Consider the following 17637-nt stretch of genomic DNA (forward strand, 5'->3'; position numbering starts at 1 on the left):
CCGGTGTGTCCGTTACAGACAACGCCTTTTATCCCCGGAACACTTGCGAGTTCCTGCATATATTGACGTAATCCGACTTCGTCAATCGATTCATCTTCATGAAAGGGACAGAGTGTCGCCGGAAATACACCCGCCCACGGATGATGTTGCCAATCGGTTTTCATAAGTTTTCCTGTTCTTTCATCGCATCTGACCGCTTTTTTACACGGAATTCTGCACGCTCTTCCAAATTAAATTCCATTTTAACTTGATTTTGCATGTAAAATCAAGTATTATTTTTAAAGAGGGATTCATCTCGTCATTACGGCTAAGAAAATCATCTCTACTGATTCTAATTGATGGAGGAAGTCCAAGTGCGAAAACAGAGAAGGCTTAAAGTGATTGCCGCAAGCATTGTCTTGCTATGTGGGATGGCACTTTTGGTGTTCGTTGGAATTCAAAGGACAAGTGTTCGGCACTTCACGCCCGCTGCACTCGTCACAGACGGAAACAAAATGAACAATCAACAGGTCCAAGTTGATGGGCTCATTGCAGAAGGCAGCGCCACATGGGATGCTGCCAATTTTAAGCTCACCTTTGCTGTCTGCGACCGCGAAACTGCAGCAACAGTCAACGTGATTTACAAAGATCGGCTTAAACCCGATAATTTTACGGATGGCGGTAGCGTTTTCGTGGAAGGTAAATACGACGCAACGCAGAACCTCATTGTCGCATCCAAACTCATGACGAAGTGTGCCTCGAAATACGAGGGAGCAGAAAGTGCTACACCTACGGATGAGACCTCATATATCTCGGAGTAAAGGACCCCTAACAATTTAACAATATGTTCAAAAACACTTTTTTAAGGAGGCACAGCAACGAATGACCGCGGAAATTGGACAAGCCGCTATATTTCTCTCTGTGCTTTCTGGCTTGTGGGCGATTGGCTTCCTCTGCTTCGGGCTACGCACACGAAATCAGAACGCCATCCAGAGTGGCAGGAACGCCGTCATTGCCACCTTCATCCTCATCAGTATTGCAACCGGTGCTTTAATCTACGGTTTTGTAACCGATGATTTCTCAATGCGCTATGTTGTTGAAGTCTCAAGCGCAGCACAACCGCTACTCTATAAAATCACGGCACTCTGGGGACGCATGTCGGGATCCCTGCTATTCTGGCTTTGGTTACTCACTGTCGCAGGCGCGATTGTCATCTGGCAGAATCACCGGCACAATAAAGAAACAAATGATACCCTCTCGGATTATGCCCTCATTCCTATCGCAGTCGTCCAACTGTTTTTTATTATCCTCGTCACTGGCTTAGTCGAAGGCGTTTATAACCCACTCGCACGCTTCCCCAATGGACAGATGGCACCTGATGGTGCCGGTATGAACCCACTCCTCCAGACACCAAGTATGGCATTCCATCCCCCGACGTTATATATCGGTTGGATTGCCCTGACGGTCCCCTTCGCGTTTGCCGTTGGAGCACTCGCCTCCGGTAGAGTTGGAAGTGAATGGATACTCCGCTCACGTAGATGGACCCTCTTCTCATGGATCGTCTTGACCATCGGCATCACGCTCGGTGGCAATTGGGCATATCGCGAGCTGGGCTGGGGTGGTTATTGGGCGTGGGATCCCGTTGAAAATGCCTCTTTTATGCCGTGGCTCCTCGGCACTGCTTATTTGCATTCCGTGATGATTCAAGAGAAGCGGAATATGCTCAAACTCTGGAATATCCTCCTGATTACCCTCGCGTTCCAGTTCACGCTCCTGGGAACCTTCATCACGCGTAGTGGAATTATCACATCCGTCCATGCCTTCGCACAATCTGATATCGGCGGATATTTCCTCGGTTTCATTTTAGCCTCGACTGCCGGGGTCATCGGACTCATTATCTATCGTTGGAGACGGTTGAAAAGTGCCAACCGTTTGGAATCCCTGCTCTCTCGTGAAAGTGCGTTTGTTCTGAATAATTGGCTGTTTGTTGGGTTAACCTTAATTATCCTCTGGGGCACATTGTGGCCGATTATCTCCGAAGCGATTAACGGTGAAAAGTCCTCTGTCCCCGAAGCGTTTTTTAACCAAGTCGTTATTATTCCGGGGTTATTACTGCTCTTCCTCACAGGGGCGGGTCCAATTATCTCATGGAAAAAAATTACCGTCAACAACTTCCAGCGGATGTTTCTGTGGCCCCTTGTTACCGGTTTAGTCGCAGGGGCATTGACGTGGGGATTTCTCGCATTCATAAAAGAAGAGACTTCTCTGCTTTATTCGGTCCTCTGTGTTTCTGCAAGTACCTTCGTGGTTGTCGCAATTTTTGCTGAATTTTATCGGGGTGCGAAACTCCGCGCGAAACGGCAGGAAACCTCTTTCCTCAACGGTTTGAATCTCCTTATCCAACGGAATAAGAGACGATATGGGGGATACATTATCCATATCGGGATCGTTATCCTCTATATAGGCATTATGGGATCGAAAGGCTATTTTCTGCTTGAATCGAAAGGCTTGAGAATCGGGGAATCGATGGAGGTTGGGCAGTTTCAACTCACAATGAAAGATTCGTTTGAGAAAGAGTTCGCCAACTATCGCAGAACCGGCGTTGTTTTTGAGGTCGCAAAAAATGGGAAACAGCTAGGAACGATGGAACCCGCACGCCACTTCTATTACAAGACCGGACAGGGAGAACAGGATACTATTGAATCTGCCATCCGACACTTTGGGGTGAACGACTTCTATATCGCCCTCGGCAGCATCCCCCCGGACGTTAAGACAGGCGGTGTTGTGAACGTCCAAGCGTATTACAATCCACTCATCGGTGTTGTCTGGATCGGCGTTGCAGTAATGGTGTTGGGCGGGATCGTTGCCATAGCTGAGAAACCTGAACGCAGTAAAGATGCTTGATGCGTTAGGAATAAGACCATGAAAATTGGAAGATTTGAATACATTACAAGGTCCAATAACGCTCCAATTCCTAATTTTATGTGGATTGTTGCACTTTTCATGGCTTGCTGCTATATCGCCCCCGCGCACGCCCAAACAGAAACACCTCGCACAGCAGACATAGATGCCGCAATTGCGTCTAAATTAGAAGAATTGCTGACCACAGTCTACTGTTACTGCGGTTGTACGCGAGAGACAATTAAGGTATGTGTATGCGAAACGGCAGCCATGATTGAAAAGGATTTTCGCAACCAGTTGCTGGCAGGTCAAACGGTCGAGCAGATTCGCACGAATTACCTTGATACGTTCGGACCGCAGTATTACGCAGTCATGCCAGCGGAGGGTATTAATCTACTCGCCTACATTATGCCCGCCGTCATTCTTGTTCTCATCGGGGGTGTCGCCTTTTTCGCGCTGCGTAGGTTCAAGCAGCAACCCGTAACAAGTGATGTGTCTGAAGGACCAAATCAGCAGGTCGCCGATACAACTGTAAAACAGGTTGAAGCCGAATTGGAGCGATATAAACGGCAAAATTAAGCACGGCGATTTTTGGGTAGAATAAATGCCAGCGTGCACTTTAGGAAGGTGAAAGCACTTGACCCGCAACTCGTGCCTTATGATAACATATCGGAGGCGAGTTGCAGATCAAATCACGATGATGGTGATTGCGTGACTTCCAAGGGGGTTTCATGTCTTTTCTCGTGCTTTTATGGATAATAATTCTCGGAATCGCACTCCTTGTGTATCTGGGAGTTCCAATTTTTTCAAAGACGGGTTCGCAATTGACTGCAACGTCCGACGATCTCATTGAGGAACGGCGACGCACCCTCTTCCAGGAGCGTGAACGCAGCTACGCCGCACTCGCCGACCTCGACGAGGATTACGAAACCGGGAAACTCTCGAATGCCGACTACCAAGAATTGCGTGAGGAACTCCTGCAAGAGACCGCACGCGTCATCATGCAACTCGAAAATGAGTCGCTGTCAGATGTAGAAGCCGAAATTGAAAGATTCAAACAGCAACAACGTAGAACATAATATGTACACGAATATATCCGCATATAAAACATCGAGGGGCAATCCGCAGATTCACTCTATCACTATAGGGTGGATATGTAGCCTATTAGCCGTTGCCCTGACCCTTCTTTTCTCGTTTCCCACCCTCCACGCACAAACAACAGAACTGGGCAGTATTCAAGGCACAGCTATCGATAGAAAGCAGGACACGCCTCTCAGCACACATCCCGTAACCCTCACTATCCATAAGGCGGATGCCACTGAGACCCAGGAAACAATGACAGATGAAAAAGGGAACTATCGTTTTGGGAATCTACCGCTCGATCCCCTTGTCCACTATACGGTTTCTACCGTTCATGAAGGGACTGACTACACTGAAAAGGACGTGGTTTTATCCACGTGGGTTCCGAACATCGAAATTGACTTTGAGATCGGGGGATTTACAGATGACAAAACGCAAATCCGTGTGCGGTCACATAGCTTCGTCATTGCCCCGCCACCTCCCGACCACGCACCCGATGGTGCCGTCACAGTTATTGAAGCAGTTGGGATTGAGAACCTGAGCGATCTGCCTTTTAGAACAACGCACGGCACGCAAAGGGTCGGACTGCATTTAACCCTACCGAAAGGGACAGAGGGTTTTCAGCCACATCAGACAACGGAACTCATGTTAAATCCTGCTACCAATCAAGCCATCCGCACCACGCCATTGCCACCAGGAGAAACCCATTTAGGCTATACTTATATTTTTCACGTCCAAAGAGATAGATTGGATTTATCGCGCCGCTTGGATTTTGCCACGACGGAATTCCTGTTCTTTGTACCCGAAGGCATCAACTTTGCACCGCGTGCAAAGTTTTTCGGCGCACCAAAGCGCGAACAGATTCACAATAATATTTATCTTATATATCAAAGCACTGCGCCAGAAGCGTTTGCTGCTGGCACTACAGTTGATTTAGCACTTAATGTAAACATGGGAACCGCCCGCGGCGGTGCCTTACCGGGGCAAACATCTTCTAACCTCGGGCAATTGATATTGATTGCTGTCGCAGCGGCATTGACCGGCGGATTCTTCGTCGCCGCTCTCTTTAAACTCCGCACAGCAAACAACACTAACACGTCTGACACCGATGATAACACCGCAACACCATCAGACGCAGGCTGGCTCCGTAAACTGAAGCCAGATGATTACGAGCATGTCCGCGTCGCAAGGCTTGAATTTATTACGCATCTCGATGATAAATACGAGAAACAGGAGATTTCGGAGCGCGTCTATAAACGATTGCGCCGAGAACAAACCGACCGCCTCACAACACTCCTCGAAGAACAACAAAGGAGAACTGATGCATAGCAAACACCACATCGCTGATCTGATCGTCATGTTGGGTCATATAGATGAAAACGTTCGAGATACCGCCAAAGCAGAATTGATTGCCATAGGCAAACCCGCGATTCCCCAACTCATTGATGTCCTGACGCAGGAATGTTGGCATATCTCTGGGTACGGCGCCGAGTTTTACACGCACATTGAGGAATCCGCTATTCCTGTTTATATGGAGCAGATGGCGAATCATGCTGCGGAAGTATTGGCAAAAATCGGTGAATCTACCGTTCCCGCACTCACGGCGGAACTCACCAGAGCCGAACGCGAGTTTTCCGAATGGTTTTATAAATACTTGCGACCCGAGCAAACTGACCGTCTTATCACAATGTTGGCGTATGTTAAAAAAGGTCAATAGATGGATAACGAACACGTCATAGCCGACCTGATTGATGAGCTGTCGGATATGGAGGACGATGTCCGAGAGGCTGCAGGGAAAGAATTGGTCGCTATCGGCGAACCTGCGATTCCCCAACTCATTGAGGCACTCTCAGAAAATTTGTGGGATATTCCCGACCAAGTGGCAGATATTTTGGCGGAGATCGGGGCTTCCGCAGTGCCAGCACTTATGGAAGAGTTGGCAATCGCTGAACGACATCACGCCCTCTGTATAAGCGATACGTTAGGTAGAATTGGGACACCCGCTATTCCCGCTCTGAGCGAAGCCTTACAGGATTTGGATGAACAACTCCGCGAATATGCTATCCGTGCGTTCGGGAACATGGGGACGGCAGCAATTGAGGCGATACCTGTTCTGATTGAGGCTTTAAGCGATCCAGAAGAAGAGGTCCGGACCTATAGTGCGTATGCAATCTCAAACCTTGAGGCGGCTGCCGCAGAGGCTGTCCCTGCGTTAATCAAGGCATTAGCGGACGATTCTGAACGGGTTCAACATCACGTAGCGTTTGCATTGGATAAAATTGGAACTCCCGAAGCGAAACAAGCGCTCATAGAACTCAGTCAGGCGTAGGGCAAAAATTTCATACACCCTAAAATAATTATGAAGTATATTTTCATCTGTATGCATGCTGGCAGAATTCGCTGAAAACCCGCTTTCAATAAACTGAATTCATGGAAATTAGTGTCTGATAAACGTTGTGGTAAATTCGCCAACGCTTAAAAAAACTTGAAAAAATGCATCAAATGTAGTATAATTAAAAAAAGAAAAATGTTTTATGTGTTCATGAATATTAAGAATAAAGGCGCGAATATCGCAATGTAACTAACAAACGAATCCATTTGCTTATTTGTCTACTATTCTGGTGTCGTCAGGTTTATCGGGCTGTGGCGTATCTTCGGTGAATTCGCTACACCGGAATGGAATACAAAAAGTTAGAAAGGGAGCCAAGATGGCAAAATACGATTTTGTAATCGCTGTAGGAGGGGCACCCGGGCAGGGAATAGACTCCGTCGGTCAAGTTTTGACACGGATCTGTGCTCGACACGGTTTGCATGTCTTTACCTATAGTGCCTACCAATCCCTCATCCGCGGTGGTCATACCTTCCTTACTGCCAGAATCAGTTCTGAACCGGTCGCCAACCAAGGCGACAAGCTTGATCTGGTTATTGCCTTAGACCGGAACAGCTTGGAGACACACCTTCCACATGTCGCTCCCGGTGGCACACTCATCTATAATAGCGATGATGTCAAGCAAGCACCAGAACGCGATGATATACAACTCGCACCTCTGTCCTATCAAGAATTGTCCAACAACACCGATAGAAAAAAATTGATGCTAAACGTCTGTATGCTCGGTGCAGCTCTGAAACTTGTAGGCGGAGATTTAAAAGTGTTTGAGGATATGCTCACGATCCAATTCCTCAAACGCAAAGGACAAGCGGTCGTTGATGCGAACATTGGTGTCGCACGCGCCGGCTACAATCACGCAGCTGAAAACTTCACAGCATTCGATACCCAATTTGAGAAACAGGAACCAGCCCTCGCCGTCGTTGATGGTAACTCAGCAATGGCAATGGGCGGGGCAGCCGCAGGCGTCAAATTTTACGCCGCCTATCCGATGAGCCCCTCAACCGGTGTTCTCCACTGGATGGCAAACAACGCTCGCGATCTCAGCATTATGGTACGCCAGTGCGAAGACGAAATTAGCGTTGTCAACATGGTTATTGGAGCAGCACACGCCGGGTGCCGCGCAATGTGCGCAACATCAGGCGGTGGATTCGCTCTCATGTCGGAAGCCATCGGTAGCGCAGGCATGATGGAAATTCCTATCGTCGTTATTAACGTCCAACGCGGCGGTCCCTCAACAGGTTTACCGACAAAGACGGAACAGGGCGATCTGTGGCAGATCCTCGGAGCCAGCCAAGGCGATTTCCCGAAGGTTGTTGTCGCACCGACGAGCATTATGGACGGCTTTGATGTTATCCCTGAAGTCTTCAATCTCGCAGACAAGTTCCAGTGTCCCGCCATGGTCCTCTCTGATCTTACATTGTCCATGGGGTTCACGACGTTCGAGCCGGATTCCGTCAATTGGCAACCCGAAATAGACCGAGGTTCGCTCATTAATGGAATCGAGCAGTCGGAAGGTAAATACCTCCGCTACGAAATTACCGACAGCGGTATCTCACCGCGAGCGATTCCCGGCACACCGGGGCACGTTCACGTCGTCGCAACGGATGACCACGATGAAGACGGCACGCTGATTAGCGACGAATTCACGAACCCGCACAAACGCCGCGACATTATGGAGAAACGGCAACGGAAGATGGACGGTATCCTCGAACTCCTCCCGCCTCCCACGCTTGAAGGACCGGAAGATGCCGAAGTCACCCTCGTAGGATGGGGATCCACACATAGTGTGATTGGCGAAGCCGCGCAACTCCTAACCGAAGCCGGCATTTCTACCAACCACATCCATTTCAAGTGGCTCTATCCCATGGACGAAGATGCGGTGAACGAAGTGCTTGCAAAATCTGCGCATTCCATTGTTGTAGAATGTAACTACACCGGTCAATTCGCACGATTCCTGCGTGGTGAAACAGGCTTTAAGGCTGACGGTCAAATCCGAAAATACGACGGTGAGCCATTTATGCCGCACCACATCGTTGATGGAGCCCGTGAGCTCTTGGCAGGTAAAACCGACTTCTACGTGCCGTATCAAGAAATTGTCGTCTAATAAAGGAGAATGAATCAGATGGCGAAACGAGAGCGATCTACTCGACGAGAAAGACCCGTTAAGGGCGCGCCTACGGCGAAAGACTTTCAAGGGGATGTGCGTCCGGATTGGTGCCCAGGCTGTGGTGATTATGGGGTCCTGAGTTCCCTACAAAGTGCTTATGCCAAACTCGGCAAAGGGAATCATGAACACCTCACCGTGAGCGGTATTGGATGCTCCTCTAACCTGCCAGGGTACATCGAAACGTATGGGATGCACACGCTCCATGGACGTTCTCTGGCTGTAGCTACCGGCGCGAAACTTGCCAATCACGAGATGAATGTGGTTGTTACCGGGGGCGATGGAGACGGATACGGTATCGGCGGAAACCATTTTGTTCACACGATGCGGAAAAATATTGATCTCCTCTATATCGTGATGAACAATCAGATTTATGGGCTTACCGTCGGTCAAACTTCTCCCACCAGCATGCTCGGAATGGCAACCAAAAGCACTCCCTTCGGGAACATAGAAGCACCTCTTAACCCAATTGCTATGGCGATTGTCACGGGAGCGACCTATGTTGCCAGAGGATTTAGTGGAAACCCAAGACAGCTGACGGAATTGATGTACAACGGCATGCAACACAGGGGATTTGCTCTTATTGATGTGTTTAGTCCCTGTATCACCTTTAATAAGGATAACACGAGTGCCTTTTTCAAACAGCGCGTCTTGGAACTGGAAGGTCATGATCCAAGCGATAAGACCGCGGCACTTGAACAAGCCGTCAAGTGGGGAGACGAGATCCCGATCGGACTGTTCTATCAAGATACAAGCCGACCCGCTTTGGATGAAATGGAACCCGTTTTGGAAAACGGTCCCATGGCACGGCAATCGCTCGGTATTACCCAGGAACAGGGCGACGCGATTGTTCAGCGTATGATGTAAAGACGAAAGAAAGACGGAAGGATGGAAGTGACCCTCAATCTTCTAACCTTCCGGTCTTCCAAAACGATAGACGGACGGAAAGATGGGAGATGGAAGAACTTCCACTTTTCCAGTCAGCATGGAATCATTGACATCATGCGCCTTCGTGCTTCCCAACTCACAAAGGACTTCGGACATCGCACGATTGTCAAAGACGCTACACTCTCCGTTCAGCCCGGAGAGGTCGTTACGATTTTCGGTCCCAACGGTGCCGGTAAGACAACGCTCATCAAAATTCTCGCAACTCTCCTGAAACCGACCTCTGGAAAACTTGAGATTGAAGGTGCGGATGCAATCGCAGATTACTCGGACGTCCGTCGTGCATTGGGGGTCGTTATTCATGAAAATCTCGCCTACCCTGCGTTCAGTCCCTATGAGAACCTCAAGTTTTTCGGACAGATGTACGGCATTAAGCAGTTGGAACATCGTGCGACAACACTGCTTACTGAAGTCGGGTTGCAGCGTTTTTTACATGAACCCCTTCGCATCTTCTCGCGCGGCATGACGCAGCGTTTCATGATCGCTAAAGCCCTTCTCCATGCCCCCTCAGTGTTGCTACTTGATGAACCCTTCTCTGGACTGGATGCTGCTGCGAGACAGTTTGTCCGTGATCGTATCGCACAAGAACGACAAAAAGGCACGGGCATCGTCATTACAACACACAACACGGAGTTGGGCTATCTTGCTGGCACACGGTTCCTCTTCATGATAGATGGGGAATTGGAAGAGATTGCGCAGAAAAATGAAATCCAAGCAGAGACATTACTGCGCATGTATGAGAAAAGGTTAACACACAACGCTCCGAAAGGACTATAGAGCGTCTCTTTCAAACCGAGATAAATATGAAGGCATTCCGTCAAATTGGCGCGTTGATTCGTAAGGATCTTGGACTGCAATTCCGTTCAAAGGAGACGTTGGTATTAATCTTCGTTTTCAGCGTCCTGGTCGTCCTCATCTTCGCTTTTGCATTCGGTCCGATTTTTCCTGAAAAGGTAGAACGTGGTAAATTAACCGCCAGTGTCCTCTGGGCAGCGTTCGTTTTCGCAGGAATTATTAGTTTGAACCGTTCATTCACCTTAGAACGTTCGCACGGTGCGATAGACGGTATTCGGCTCACCGGCGTTGATGCAAGTAACCTCTACCTTTCTAAAGTCGTTAGCAACCTCGTATTTCTATTTCTACTGGAAATTGTCATCACGCCCATCGCACTTCAATTCTTGGATCTGCTCGACGTAGTGACGATGGGCATATTATTGAAACTCTTCGGCGTGCTGAGTGTTGGCACGCTCGGTTTTTGCGCTGTTGGTGTCCTGTTAGCGGGCATGTCCACAAGCGCAAATGGCGGTGAAAGTCTGCTTTCCGTCATTCTACTTCCGCTCGTGATTCCAATCATTATGGGCGGTGCGAAATGCACTGTTTCACTGCTGGTAACCGGTGGATTAGAGGGCGGGTTCTGGCTGAAATTGATCGCCGCATATAGTTTAATCTTTTTAGCCGCTGCGTATCTGCTCGCAGATGCCGTTATTGAAGAATAATGCCTGTCAGTTATTAAAGAAGGCAGTCATTAAAGAAGGAGAAAAACTTTGTCAGACATTCTTGATATACACGCACGCGAGATATTGGACTCGCGTGGTAACCCGACAGTTGAAGTGGACGTTAATTTAGCGACAGGTGCCTTCGGACGCGCCGCTGTCCCCTCTGGTGCATCTACAGGTGAACACGAAGCGGTCGAATTGCGCGATAACGATGCCAACCGCTATGTGGGGAAAGGCGTTCAAAAAGCCGTTGAAAATGTCAATACCGTCATCGCGGATGCCCTCGTAGGGGAAGATGTCTTTGCACAAAACGACATAGACACCGCTATGTGCGAACTTGACGGGACAGAAAATAAAAGCAAACTGGGTGCAAACGCGATTTTAGGTGTTTCGTTGGCTGTCGCAAAAGCCGCCGCAGACGAAGTGGCGCAACCGCTTTACCGCTATATTGGTGGCACAAACGCGAAAGAACTCCCTTTACCGATGATGAACATATTAAATGGGGGTTCTCACGCCGATAACAACGTTGATATTCAGGAATTTATGATAATGCCAGCGGGCGCAAAGAGTTTCGCCGAAGCACTCCGCATGGGGACTGAAATCTTTCACAGTCTGAAGGCAGTCTTGCAAGCCCGAAATTGCAATACGGCTGTTGGCGATGAAGGTGGGTTTGCACCGGATCTCGGTTCTAATGAGGAAGCCATCGCCGTCATCATTGAAGCCATTGAGCGAGCCAATTACGCGCCCGGGAACGATGTGCTTCTGGCATTGGATGCTGCTTCCAGCGAATTCTACAATCGAGACACCGGGACCTACGAATTGAAAGCAGAGGCACAACCGACGAAATCGCCAGCAGAGATGGTTGCTTTTTACACCGAACTCTGTGAGAAATATCCAATCGTCTCTATAGAGGACGGCATGGACGAAAACGATTGGGAGGGTTGGAAACAATTAACCGAGGCAATCGGTGATAAGATCCAACTCGTCGGTGATGATCTGTTTGTTACCAATACTACCCGTTTGCAACAAGGTATTGATGAGCAGATAGGCAACTCAATTCTGATTAAAGTGAATCAGATTGGGACCTTGACGGAAACGTTGGATGCTATTGAACTCGCGCGACGCTTCAATTACACGGCTGTCGTTTCACACCGGTCGGGTGAAACAGAGGATACAACTATCTCTGACTTGGTTGTTGCAACAAACGCCGGACAGATAAAAACCGGTTCGCTCTCCCGGACCGATCGGGTCTGTAAATATAATCAGCTCCTCCGGATTGAGGAAGAATTGGGCGAGAGTGCTATTTTTGCTGGTAGGACGGTCTTCTATAATCTGGCGGATCTTCACTAAACGCTTGTATTTGCATAAGACGAAAACCGATCGAATCTCTAAAACCAGTCGTGGCTTAACCCCGAACCTGCCTGAAATGTAATGGAAGGCAGTCCAGGAGCAATTAATTAAAAAATGCGTATTTTTCGCCCAATCTTATTCCTAATCGCGCTTGCTTTACTCCTGGTGAGTGTCAGGCAATTTATGGACGGTTATGGTGACTGGCAACAGGCCCAGCTTGCGGAAGAAGCCTACCGTGCTGAGCTACGGGAATTGGAAGTGGAACGCGATCGCCTTAAACAACGCGTCGAAATGCTACAGGACGACAGGCTAACCAAGGAACGCCTCGCCAGAAAGCGACTTGGCTATATCAAACCGGGTGAACTCAAATTTAAAGTTGTTAAACCCGATTTTTAATGATACCTTCATCCATCAAACCAACCTGACTGAACCGCAAGGAAAATTAAAAAATTTGCTTTTTTTGCACGTTGTGCTATAATGGCGGGGAATTTCGCATGGCAGGCAACAGTGCCTATTGTGCTGATGATGCCCGCCTATTATTCACAACATTCATAAGAAGGAGAAAAGAGAATGGCAGGAATGATTCCGACAATTAGTTCCGGGGTTGCAGGACCGCTCGGCGTGTTGCACCTCCCGCGATTCTGGTCAAAAGTGCTAATGGATGCCAAGGGGCAGCTCCATGAAGATTATCCAGCATGCGGCGCAGGCTTCGATCAAATGGTATTAGACGGCTTGGGGCTCGACAAAGACGCGACACTAGCATATATCAGTGACAATTCCCCCACCTATCCACAGTTTGAAGCCTGGGTTTCGGAAAACGGAAGTTTTGACGATGCGGCGGTTGCTGAACTGAACGCTGCGATTTCAGGCTATAATCACGACGACGATACCCGTGGGAGCATCCTCGGTGCAAGCAGCATTGAAGATGACGGCTCCATCTTAGACGCGGTTAATCTCAACAATCTTGATGACTGGTATGAATTGCACGCCAGTTTAGGTTAGACCTTTAGAGCGTTTTATGTAGGCGCGCGAAAAGGCGTGCCTACATGAAGCACGCCTCCGTTTTCCTTCCTAATTATCTGTCCCTTCTACCGTTTAACAACAGTCCGACGATGAACAATTGCCACAATTTTCTGCTTCTGTTGTCAATTCTATGGCTTTACCCATTTCAGAGGATTTGAGTCCCGCAAGCAGAATCTCAGTGACATGCCGTGCCGTGTACGCGTTTGAGAGCGGTGGTTGCGTTGCCTCGCGGATACACTCCGCAAAATGTGTGTGCATGCCGCTCGGGGCTGCATCGGAACAGTCGATCGTTTTCACATCGACAGGCGCGTGTTCGCGTGTATAAGAGGTCGGTGTCCACTGGCTGAGCGTCGCGCCGTCTTTGCCGGGCATCGTGAATTTGCCCGCCGTGCCGTGCACACTCGCTTCACCCGTGCGGGCAGGATCACACCAACTCGTCTCCGCAGTGACAATTCCACCCGATTGCATCTCAAGCACGAGGGTCGCCACATCTTCTAAGGCTGTCGGTTTGTCGAAGGTAGAAACGAAGCCAGTCACCCGCTTGAAGGTACCAAGCATCGCGACGAGACCCGAAACGGCATAAACCCCCATATCGAAAAGCGCACCGACGCTTGCCTGTTTCGCATCAAAGAACCACAAATCATCACCGGATTCACCGAAGATGTCACGAATCTCCGCGTAATAGATTTCGGGACCGCCGTGACTGCTCCGCATCCTCGCACCCGATACCCGACCAATCGCATTCTCCGCGATCAATTGACGAATCTTATAGATAGCGGCGTTGAAATGGGGAAGACACATCACCGTTTTGCCACTCGCTTCAGTTGCCGCCACAAATTGATTCGCTTCATCCATATCCCCACAGAGCGGTTTTTGCATGAGCACATGTTTGCCGGCTTCCAACGCTTTGATACCCCATGAGACGTGTAAAGGATGTGGGGTCCCGACAAGGATCGCATCAAGCGTGTCATCAGCGATGATCGCGTCGTAATCCTGTGTCCAGCGGGGTATATCGAATTCTTGACATTGATGTTTGAGGCGGTGTTCGCGTCTGCCACCGATGACACTCACTTCGAAATCGTTGTCTTGCGCGAGATCCGGCAAATGCATCCGGCAGACAATACCCCCTGCCCCAATAACACCAAGTTTCAGTTTTTGCATAACAATTCCTTACTACGATAGGCTTATCGTCAAAATGGCTTAAATGGATTTCAGAACAACGTTACGAAAGGCAACAGGTCCATGGTCGCCTTGCAACATTAACGGACCCGTAGCGGCTTCATCTTCAATCAGTGCCCCGCGTGTACAACCCACCACTTCAACATCTTCATGAATTACCTGTCCATTCCACACCACTTTGACGAAAGTCGCATTGGCAATCTTATTACCGTCGGCATCGAATTTTGGGGCACGGAAGGTGATGTTATAGGTCTGCCACTCACCGGGCGGATTACTGGCGTTGACGCGCGGCGGCACACCATCTACCGGTTGATTGTCGATCCAACGGCAATATACACCCCCGCAGCTCCCATAGCGAAGGTCCGTTTCACCCCAACTGTCTAATATCTGGATCTCGTATCTCCCCATGAGGTAGACACCAGAGTTAGAGCCTTGTGGCACTATAAATTCTACGTGGAGTTCACAATCACTGTATTCAGCCCCCGTGTAGATATCGACAGTGCGTCCAGTAGCACCGTTATAAAAAATTCCTTCGCCTGCTGTCGTTAGCAGCAGTTTGCTATCGTCAGGATTGAGGGCGACGCTACCAGCAGCATCCCATTCATGTTCTGGGGCACCACCGCGCGCAAGCCAGCCCTCCATATTTTTACCATTGAAAAGGTTAATTCCGTTTCCAGATTGAGACATCAAAGTCCCTCCTATAGTCCGATCCTCAGATCGAGTTTTTTACGCGTTTTTGATCTCCCGGCCCAGTAGGTGCGGTTTCCTAACCGCACCCGATCCATCTAAAGTCCCATAATTACTTAAAACTAAATGACCCCGGCAAGGAATAATTAAAAATTGACATATTTCACGAGGTTAAGGTATGATATTTAATCAAGATAAAGTATCGTTGACTTAGATATGTTTCGTTTTAAAAAATATATCGGATATCCAAAATACGTATAGGATCACCGAAAACCACCGCAAAATGAAATCGAGCGGTGCCCAGGAGCAAGAAATTAAAAAATGAAACAGGTTTTCTTATTTTTAGGGTTGTCCCTACTGATGGGAACGGTTGCCCTTTTCGCGCTTTGTGGCTATGACAATATTGCCACACTTCACGCAGCTCCTGTAGAGGCTGCTACATCTAACCCGACAACTCCGTTTGCTGAAGGATGTGTCAAGTGCCACGGCACTGAACCTGCTTATCAAGAATGGAAGCAAGCCGGGCATTCCCACGCGCTTGTCAATCTCATTGAGGGTCCCTATGAGCTCCAGACTTCCTGCCTAAGCTGCCACTCTTCTGGCTATGAAGTTTTCAGCGATCGGGTCTATCCAGGGCATACCTATAACATAGAGACAGCGGTAAACGCTGTTGCCTGCTCCTCATGCCATTCACACAACAGCAGATCGGAACACTTGTTGGTGAAACCCGCGAGGAAATTGTGTGTTGACTGCCATAAGATGGACTGCGGTTGTGCAGGTGCCGGTATCGTCCATCAATCACAGTCGGAGATGTTCCTTGGACGCGAGGGTGCTGGTGTGAAACGCATGCCCTCACCACACGTACGCGCAATGAAAAAACGATGCGTGCACTGCCACATGGCGAAAGAGGACCCAGAGACAGTCGCACAACACGGCGGCCACACATTCAAAGCGGATTTCTCGACATGTAGCACCGCGGGCTGTCACGACAGTGCCGACAACAGTATGGAGACGAAGTTACCACAATATCGTGCCGAAATAGAGGCAAAAATGCAAGCCGTCAAAACGATGCTGGATGCCGCGCCTAACAAAACGTCGCAAGCCTATCTCGACGCAAAGTTGAACTACGACATGGTTAAAGGCGACAGTGGGTACGGGCTTCACAACATACCCTATGCAAATGCATTGCTCGACTACAGCCTTTCACTCGAAAGTGAGCTGGAATAGGGAGAGGGGTGCCGCCGATTTCGCGATATAGGTTCGCTACCTAATCCTGTCCGTCAATTAATGCCCGCAGCGGTACATCTTGTTCCTGCGGTAGATAGTAACTGAGCGGATCACTGACGACCCCAATCAATTGCTTCTGAATTGGGTTACACTTAGCAACCAGTTCATCAGGCATCGCGATATAATCCATCGGTTTGACCCATCGGTAAGCATATCCCATAAAAATGGTTTTCCGTGGCATACCCGACCAGTTGTGTCCAATGCCGTGCCATGTCCGCTGTTCAAAGAGGAAGGCATCACCGGCGTTGACGTTCATAGAGATAGCACCGCGTGCCCGACCTGTATCTGGGTCAAGTGGGGGTCTGCCTGTCAAGCGGTTGCTCCCCGGCACCAGCACAGTCGCACCGGAGGCAGGGTCAGATTGGTCGCTGATGGCGTAAGCAATCTTGAGCATGATGCGGGGGTGCGGTTCCTGCATCTCGGCATGTGACGTGCCACCGTCGCGATGCAAGCCAATGCGGTTCTTGACCTCAGGCGGCGGTTCCTCTTTTGAGGGGAGGACAATCAGATGCGATGTAATCATCTGGACGTTCCAATTGAGAACCCCGTAGGCGAGCGGCACTGTTTTTTGCCAGTCAAGGAGTTGGAGAAATGCTTCGTGATGCGTGATGCAGTTACGGAGGTTTAATTTGCCACCAGCCTCAAGTCTACCTGCGGCTTCCTCTTTCGCATAAACCTCATCAACGGCAGCATCAATTTCCGAGACGACATCAGGAGGTAGGGCGTTTTGAATCAGCAGATACCCATTGTTTTCAACAAATTCCTGATGCTCCGGTGTAAAGACTGCGGCTTGATTAAGATCTGTTATAGTATCCATAGCGTTTATCCTTTAACGTGCTGAAGTAGCCTGGATTGTTAATCGAGATTCAAATCGTATTATGCATTATACAGGACACACCGAAAAAATTTCAAAGCAATTTTATGTTCACGATCGGCAAAAATACACGTGTTGGAAGTAAAAGGGTCCGACGGGATCCGCAACCAAGGCCTCTGTTTAATCTCCATCCAAGCGCGAACAGGCGTGTCATAGACAGAAAGTATCACGTAACTTGAAGAGTGAATTAACCTCAGAACCTCACAGATTCAGAGAACCCTCCAAATATGGAGCATCATGGCGAGCAATTCTACTCGGTACAGTCCTTATTATTCCCAACATG

The 17637-nt window shown here is 49.0% G+C and carries 18 protein-coding genes; 15 read left to right on the top strand and 3 right to left on the bottom strand.

The annotated features are described in order from the left end of the window. The first annotated feature begins 338 nt into the window (after positions 1–338). From F4X88_21390 to F4X88_21455, 14 genes are all read left to right on the top strand, one after another. Positions 339–800: a cytochrome c maturation protein CcmE gene (locus F4X88_21390; GenBank protein ID MYA58838.1), complete on the top strand. Its 462-nt coding sequence runs from the start codon at positions 339–341 to the stop codon at positions 798–800. 61 nt (positions 801–861) lie between these two features. Beyond that, a complete protein-coding gene (locus F4X88_21395) occupies positions 862–2883 on the top strand; it encodes a heme lyase CcmF/NrfE family subunit (protein ID MYA58839.1) in 2022 nt (673 codons plus the stop codon). Between the two features lie 18 nt (positions 2884–2901). Next, positions 2902–3459 carry a cytochrome c-type biogenesis protein CcmH gene (locus F4X88_21400; GenBank protein ID MYA58840.1) on the top strand — a complete coding sequence of 186 codons (558 nt, stop codon included), beginning with the start codon at positions 2902–2904 and terminating at the stop codon, positions 3457–3459. A gap of 152 nt (positions 3460–3611) precedes the next feature. Then, positions 3612–3959, top strand: coding sequence for a hypothetical protein (locus F4X88_21405; GenBank protein MYA58841.1), 348 nt, complete (start codon positions 3612–3614; stop codon positions 3957–3959). 1 nt (position 3960) lies between these two features. Continuing rightward, complete coding sequence (locus F4X88_21410) at positions 3961–5289, top strand: carboxypeptidase regulatory-like domain-containing protein (protein MYA58842.1); 1329 nt, start codon at positions 3961–3963, stop codon at positions 5287–5289. Continuing rightward, entirely contained in the window at positions 5282–5677 is a 396-nt protein-coding gene (locus tag F4X88_21415; protein ID MYA58843.1) for a hypothetical protein, read from the top strand. The genes F4X88_21410 and F4X88_21415 overlap by 8 nt, the downstream gene beginning before the upstream one ends. Then, positions 5678–6289, top strand: coding sequence for a HEAT repeat domain-containing protein (locus F4X88_21420; GenBank protein MYA58844.1), 612 nt, complete (start codon positions 5678–5680; stop codon positions 6287–6289). Between the two features lie 379 nt (positions 6290–6668). Continuing rightward, positions 6669–8453, top strand: a complete 1785-nt coding sequence (locus tag F4X88_21425; GenBank protein MYA58845.1) for a 2-oxoacid:acceptor oxidoreductase subunit alpha — start codon at positions 6669–6671, stop codon at positions 8451–8453. An 18-nt stretch (positions 8454–8471) separates the two neighbouring features. Next, positions 8472–9380: a 2-oxoacid:ferredoxin oxidoreductase subunit beta gene (locus F4X88_21430; protein MYA58846.1), complete on the top strand. Its 909-nt coding sequence runs from the start codon at positions 8472–8474 to the stop codon at positions 9378–9380. Positions 9381–9401: 21 nt separating this feature from the next. Next, entirely contained in the window at positions 9402–10235 is an 834-nt protein-coding gene (locus tag F4X88_21435) for an ABC transporter ATP-binding protein (protein ID MYA58847.1), read from the top strand. A gap of 26 nt (positions 10236–10261) precedes the next feature. Further along, a complete protein-coding gene (locus F4X88_21440; GenBank protein MYA58848.1) occupies positions 10262–10954 on the top strand; it encodes a hypothetical protein in 693 nt (230 codons plus the stop codon). A gap of 48 nt (positions 10955–11002) precedes the next feature. Then, complete coding sequence (locus F4X88_21445; GenBank protein MYA58849.1) at positions 11003–12304, top strand: phosphopyruvate hydratase; 1302 nt, start codon at positions 11003–11005, stop codon at positions 12302–12304. A 114-nt stretch (positions 12305–12418) separates the two neighbouring features. After that, positions 12419–12700, top strand: a complete 282-nt coding sequence (locus tag F4X88_21450; GenBank protein ID MYA58850.1) for a hypothetical protein — start codon at positions 12419–12421, stop codon at positions 12698–12700. A gap of 174 nt (positions 12701–12874) precedes the next feature. Further along, the gene (locus F4X88_21455; protein MYA58851.1) at positions 12875–13306 is read left to right on the top strand and encodes a DUF5069 domain-containing protein; all 432 of its coding nucleotides are present in this window, start codon (positions 12875–12877) and stop codon (positions 13304–13306) included. Positions 13307–13399: 93 nt separating this feature from the next. Here the strand turns inward: F4X88_21455 and F4X88_21460 are convergent, their stop codons facing one another. Together F4X88_21460 and F4X88_21465 are read right to left on the bottom strand one after the other, a co-directional pair. Beyond that, the gene (locus tag F4X88_21460) at positions 13400–14488 is read right to left on the bottom strand and encodes a Gfo/Idh/MocA family oxidoreductase (GenBank protein MYA58852.1); all 1089 of its coding nucleotides are present in this window, start codon (positions 14486–14488) and stop codon (positions 13400–13402) included. Positions 14489–14527: 39 nt separating this feature from the next. Then, positions 14528–15193 carry a DUF1080 domain-containing protein gene (locus F4X88_21465; GenBank protein MYA58853.1) on the bottom strand — a complete coding sequence of 222 codons (666 nt, stop codon included), beginning with the start codon at positions 15191–15193 and terminating at the stop codon, positions 14528–14530. Positions 15194–15514: 321 nt separating this feature from the next. Between F4X88_21465 and F4X88_21470 the strand changes: the two genes are divergently transcribed. Further along, positions 15515–16420 (top strand): hypothetical protein, encoded by a 906-nt coding sequence (locus F4X88_21470; GenBank protein ID MYA58854.1) that lies wholly within the window; start codon positions 15515–15517, stop codon positions 16418–16420. Positions 16421–16460: 40 nt separating this feature from the next. On the opposite strand, the gene F4X88_21475 is transcribed toward F4X88_21470, so the two are convergent. Further along, positions 16461–17297: a hypothetical protein gene (locus tag F4X88_21475; GenBank protein ID MYA58855.1), complete on the bottom strand. Its 837-nt coding sequence runs from the start codon at positions 17295–17297 to the stop codon at positions 16461–16463. Positions 17298–17637: the final 340 nt, after the last annotated feature.

Source organism: Candidatus Poribacteria bacterium (assembly GCA_009839745.1).
GTDB lineage: Bacteria > Poribacteria > WGA-4E > WGA-4E > WGA-3G > WGA-3G.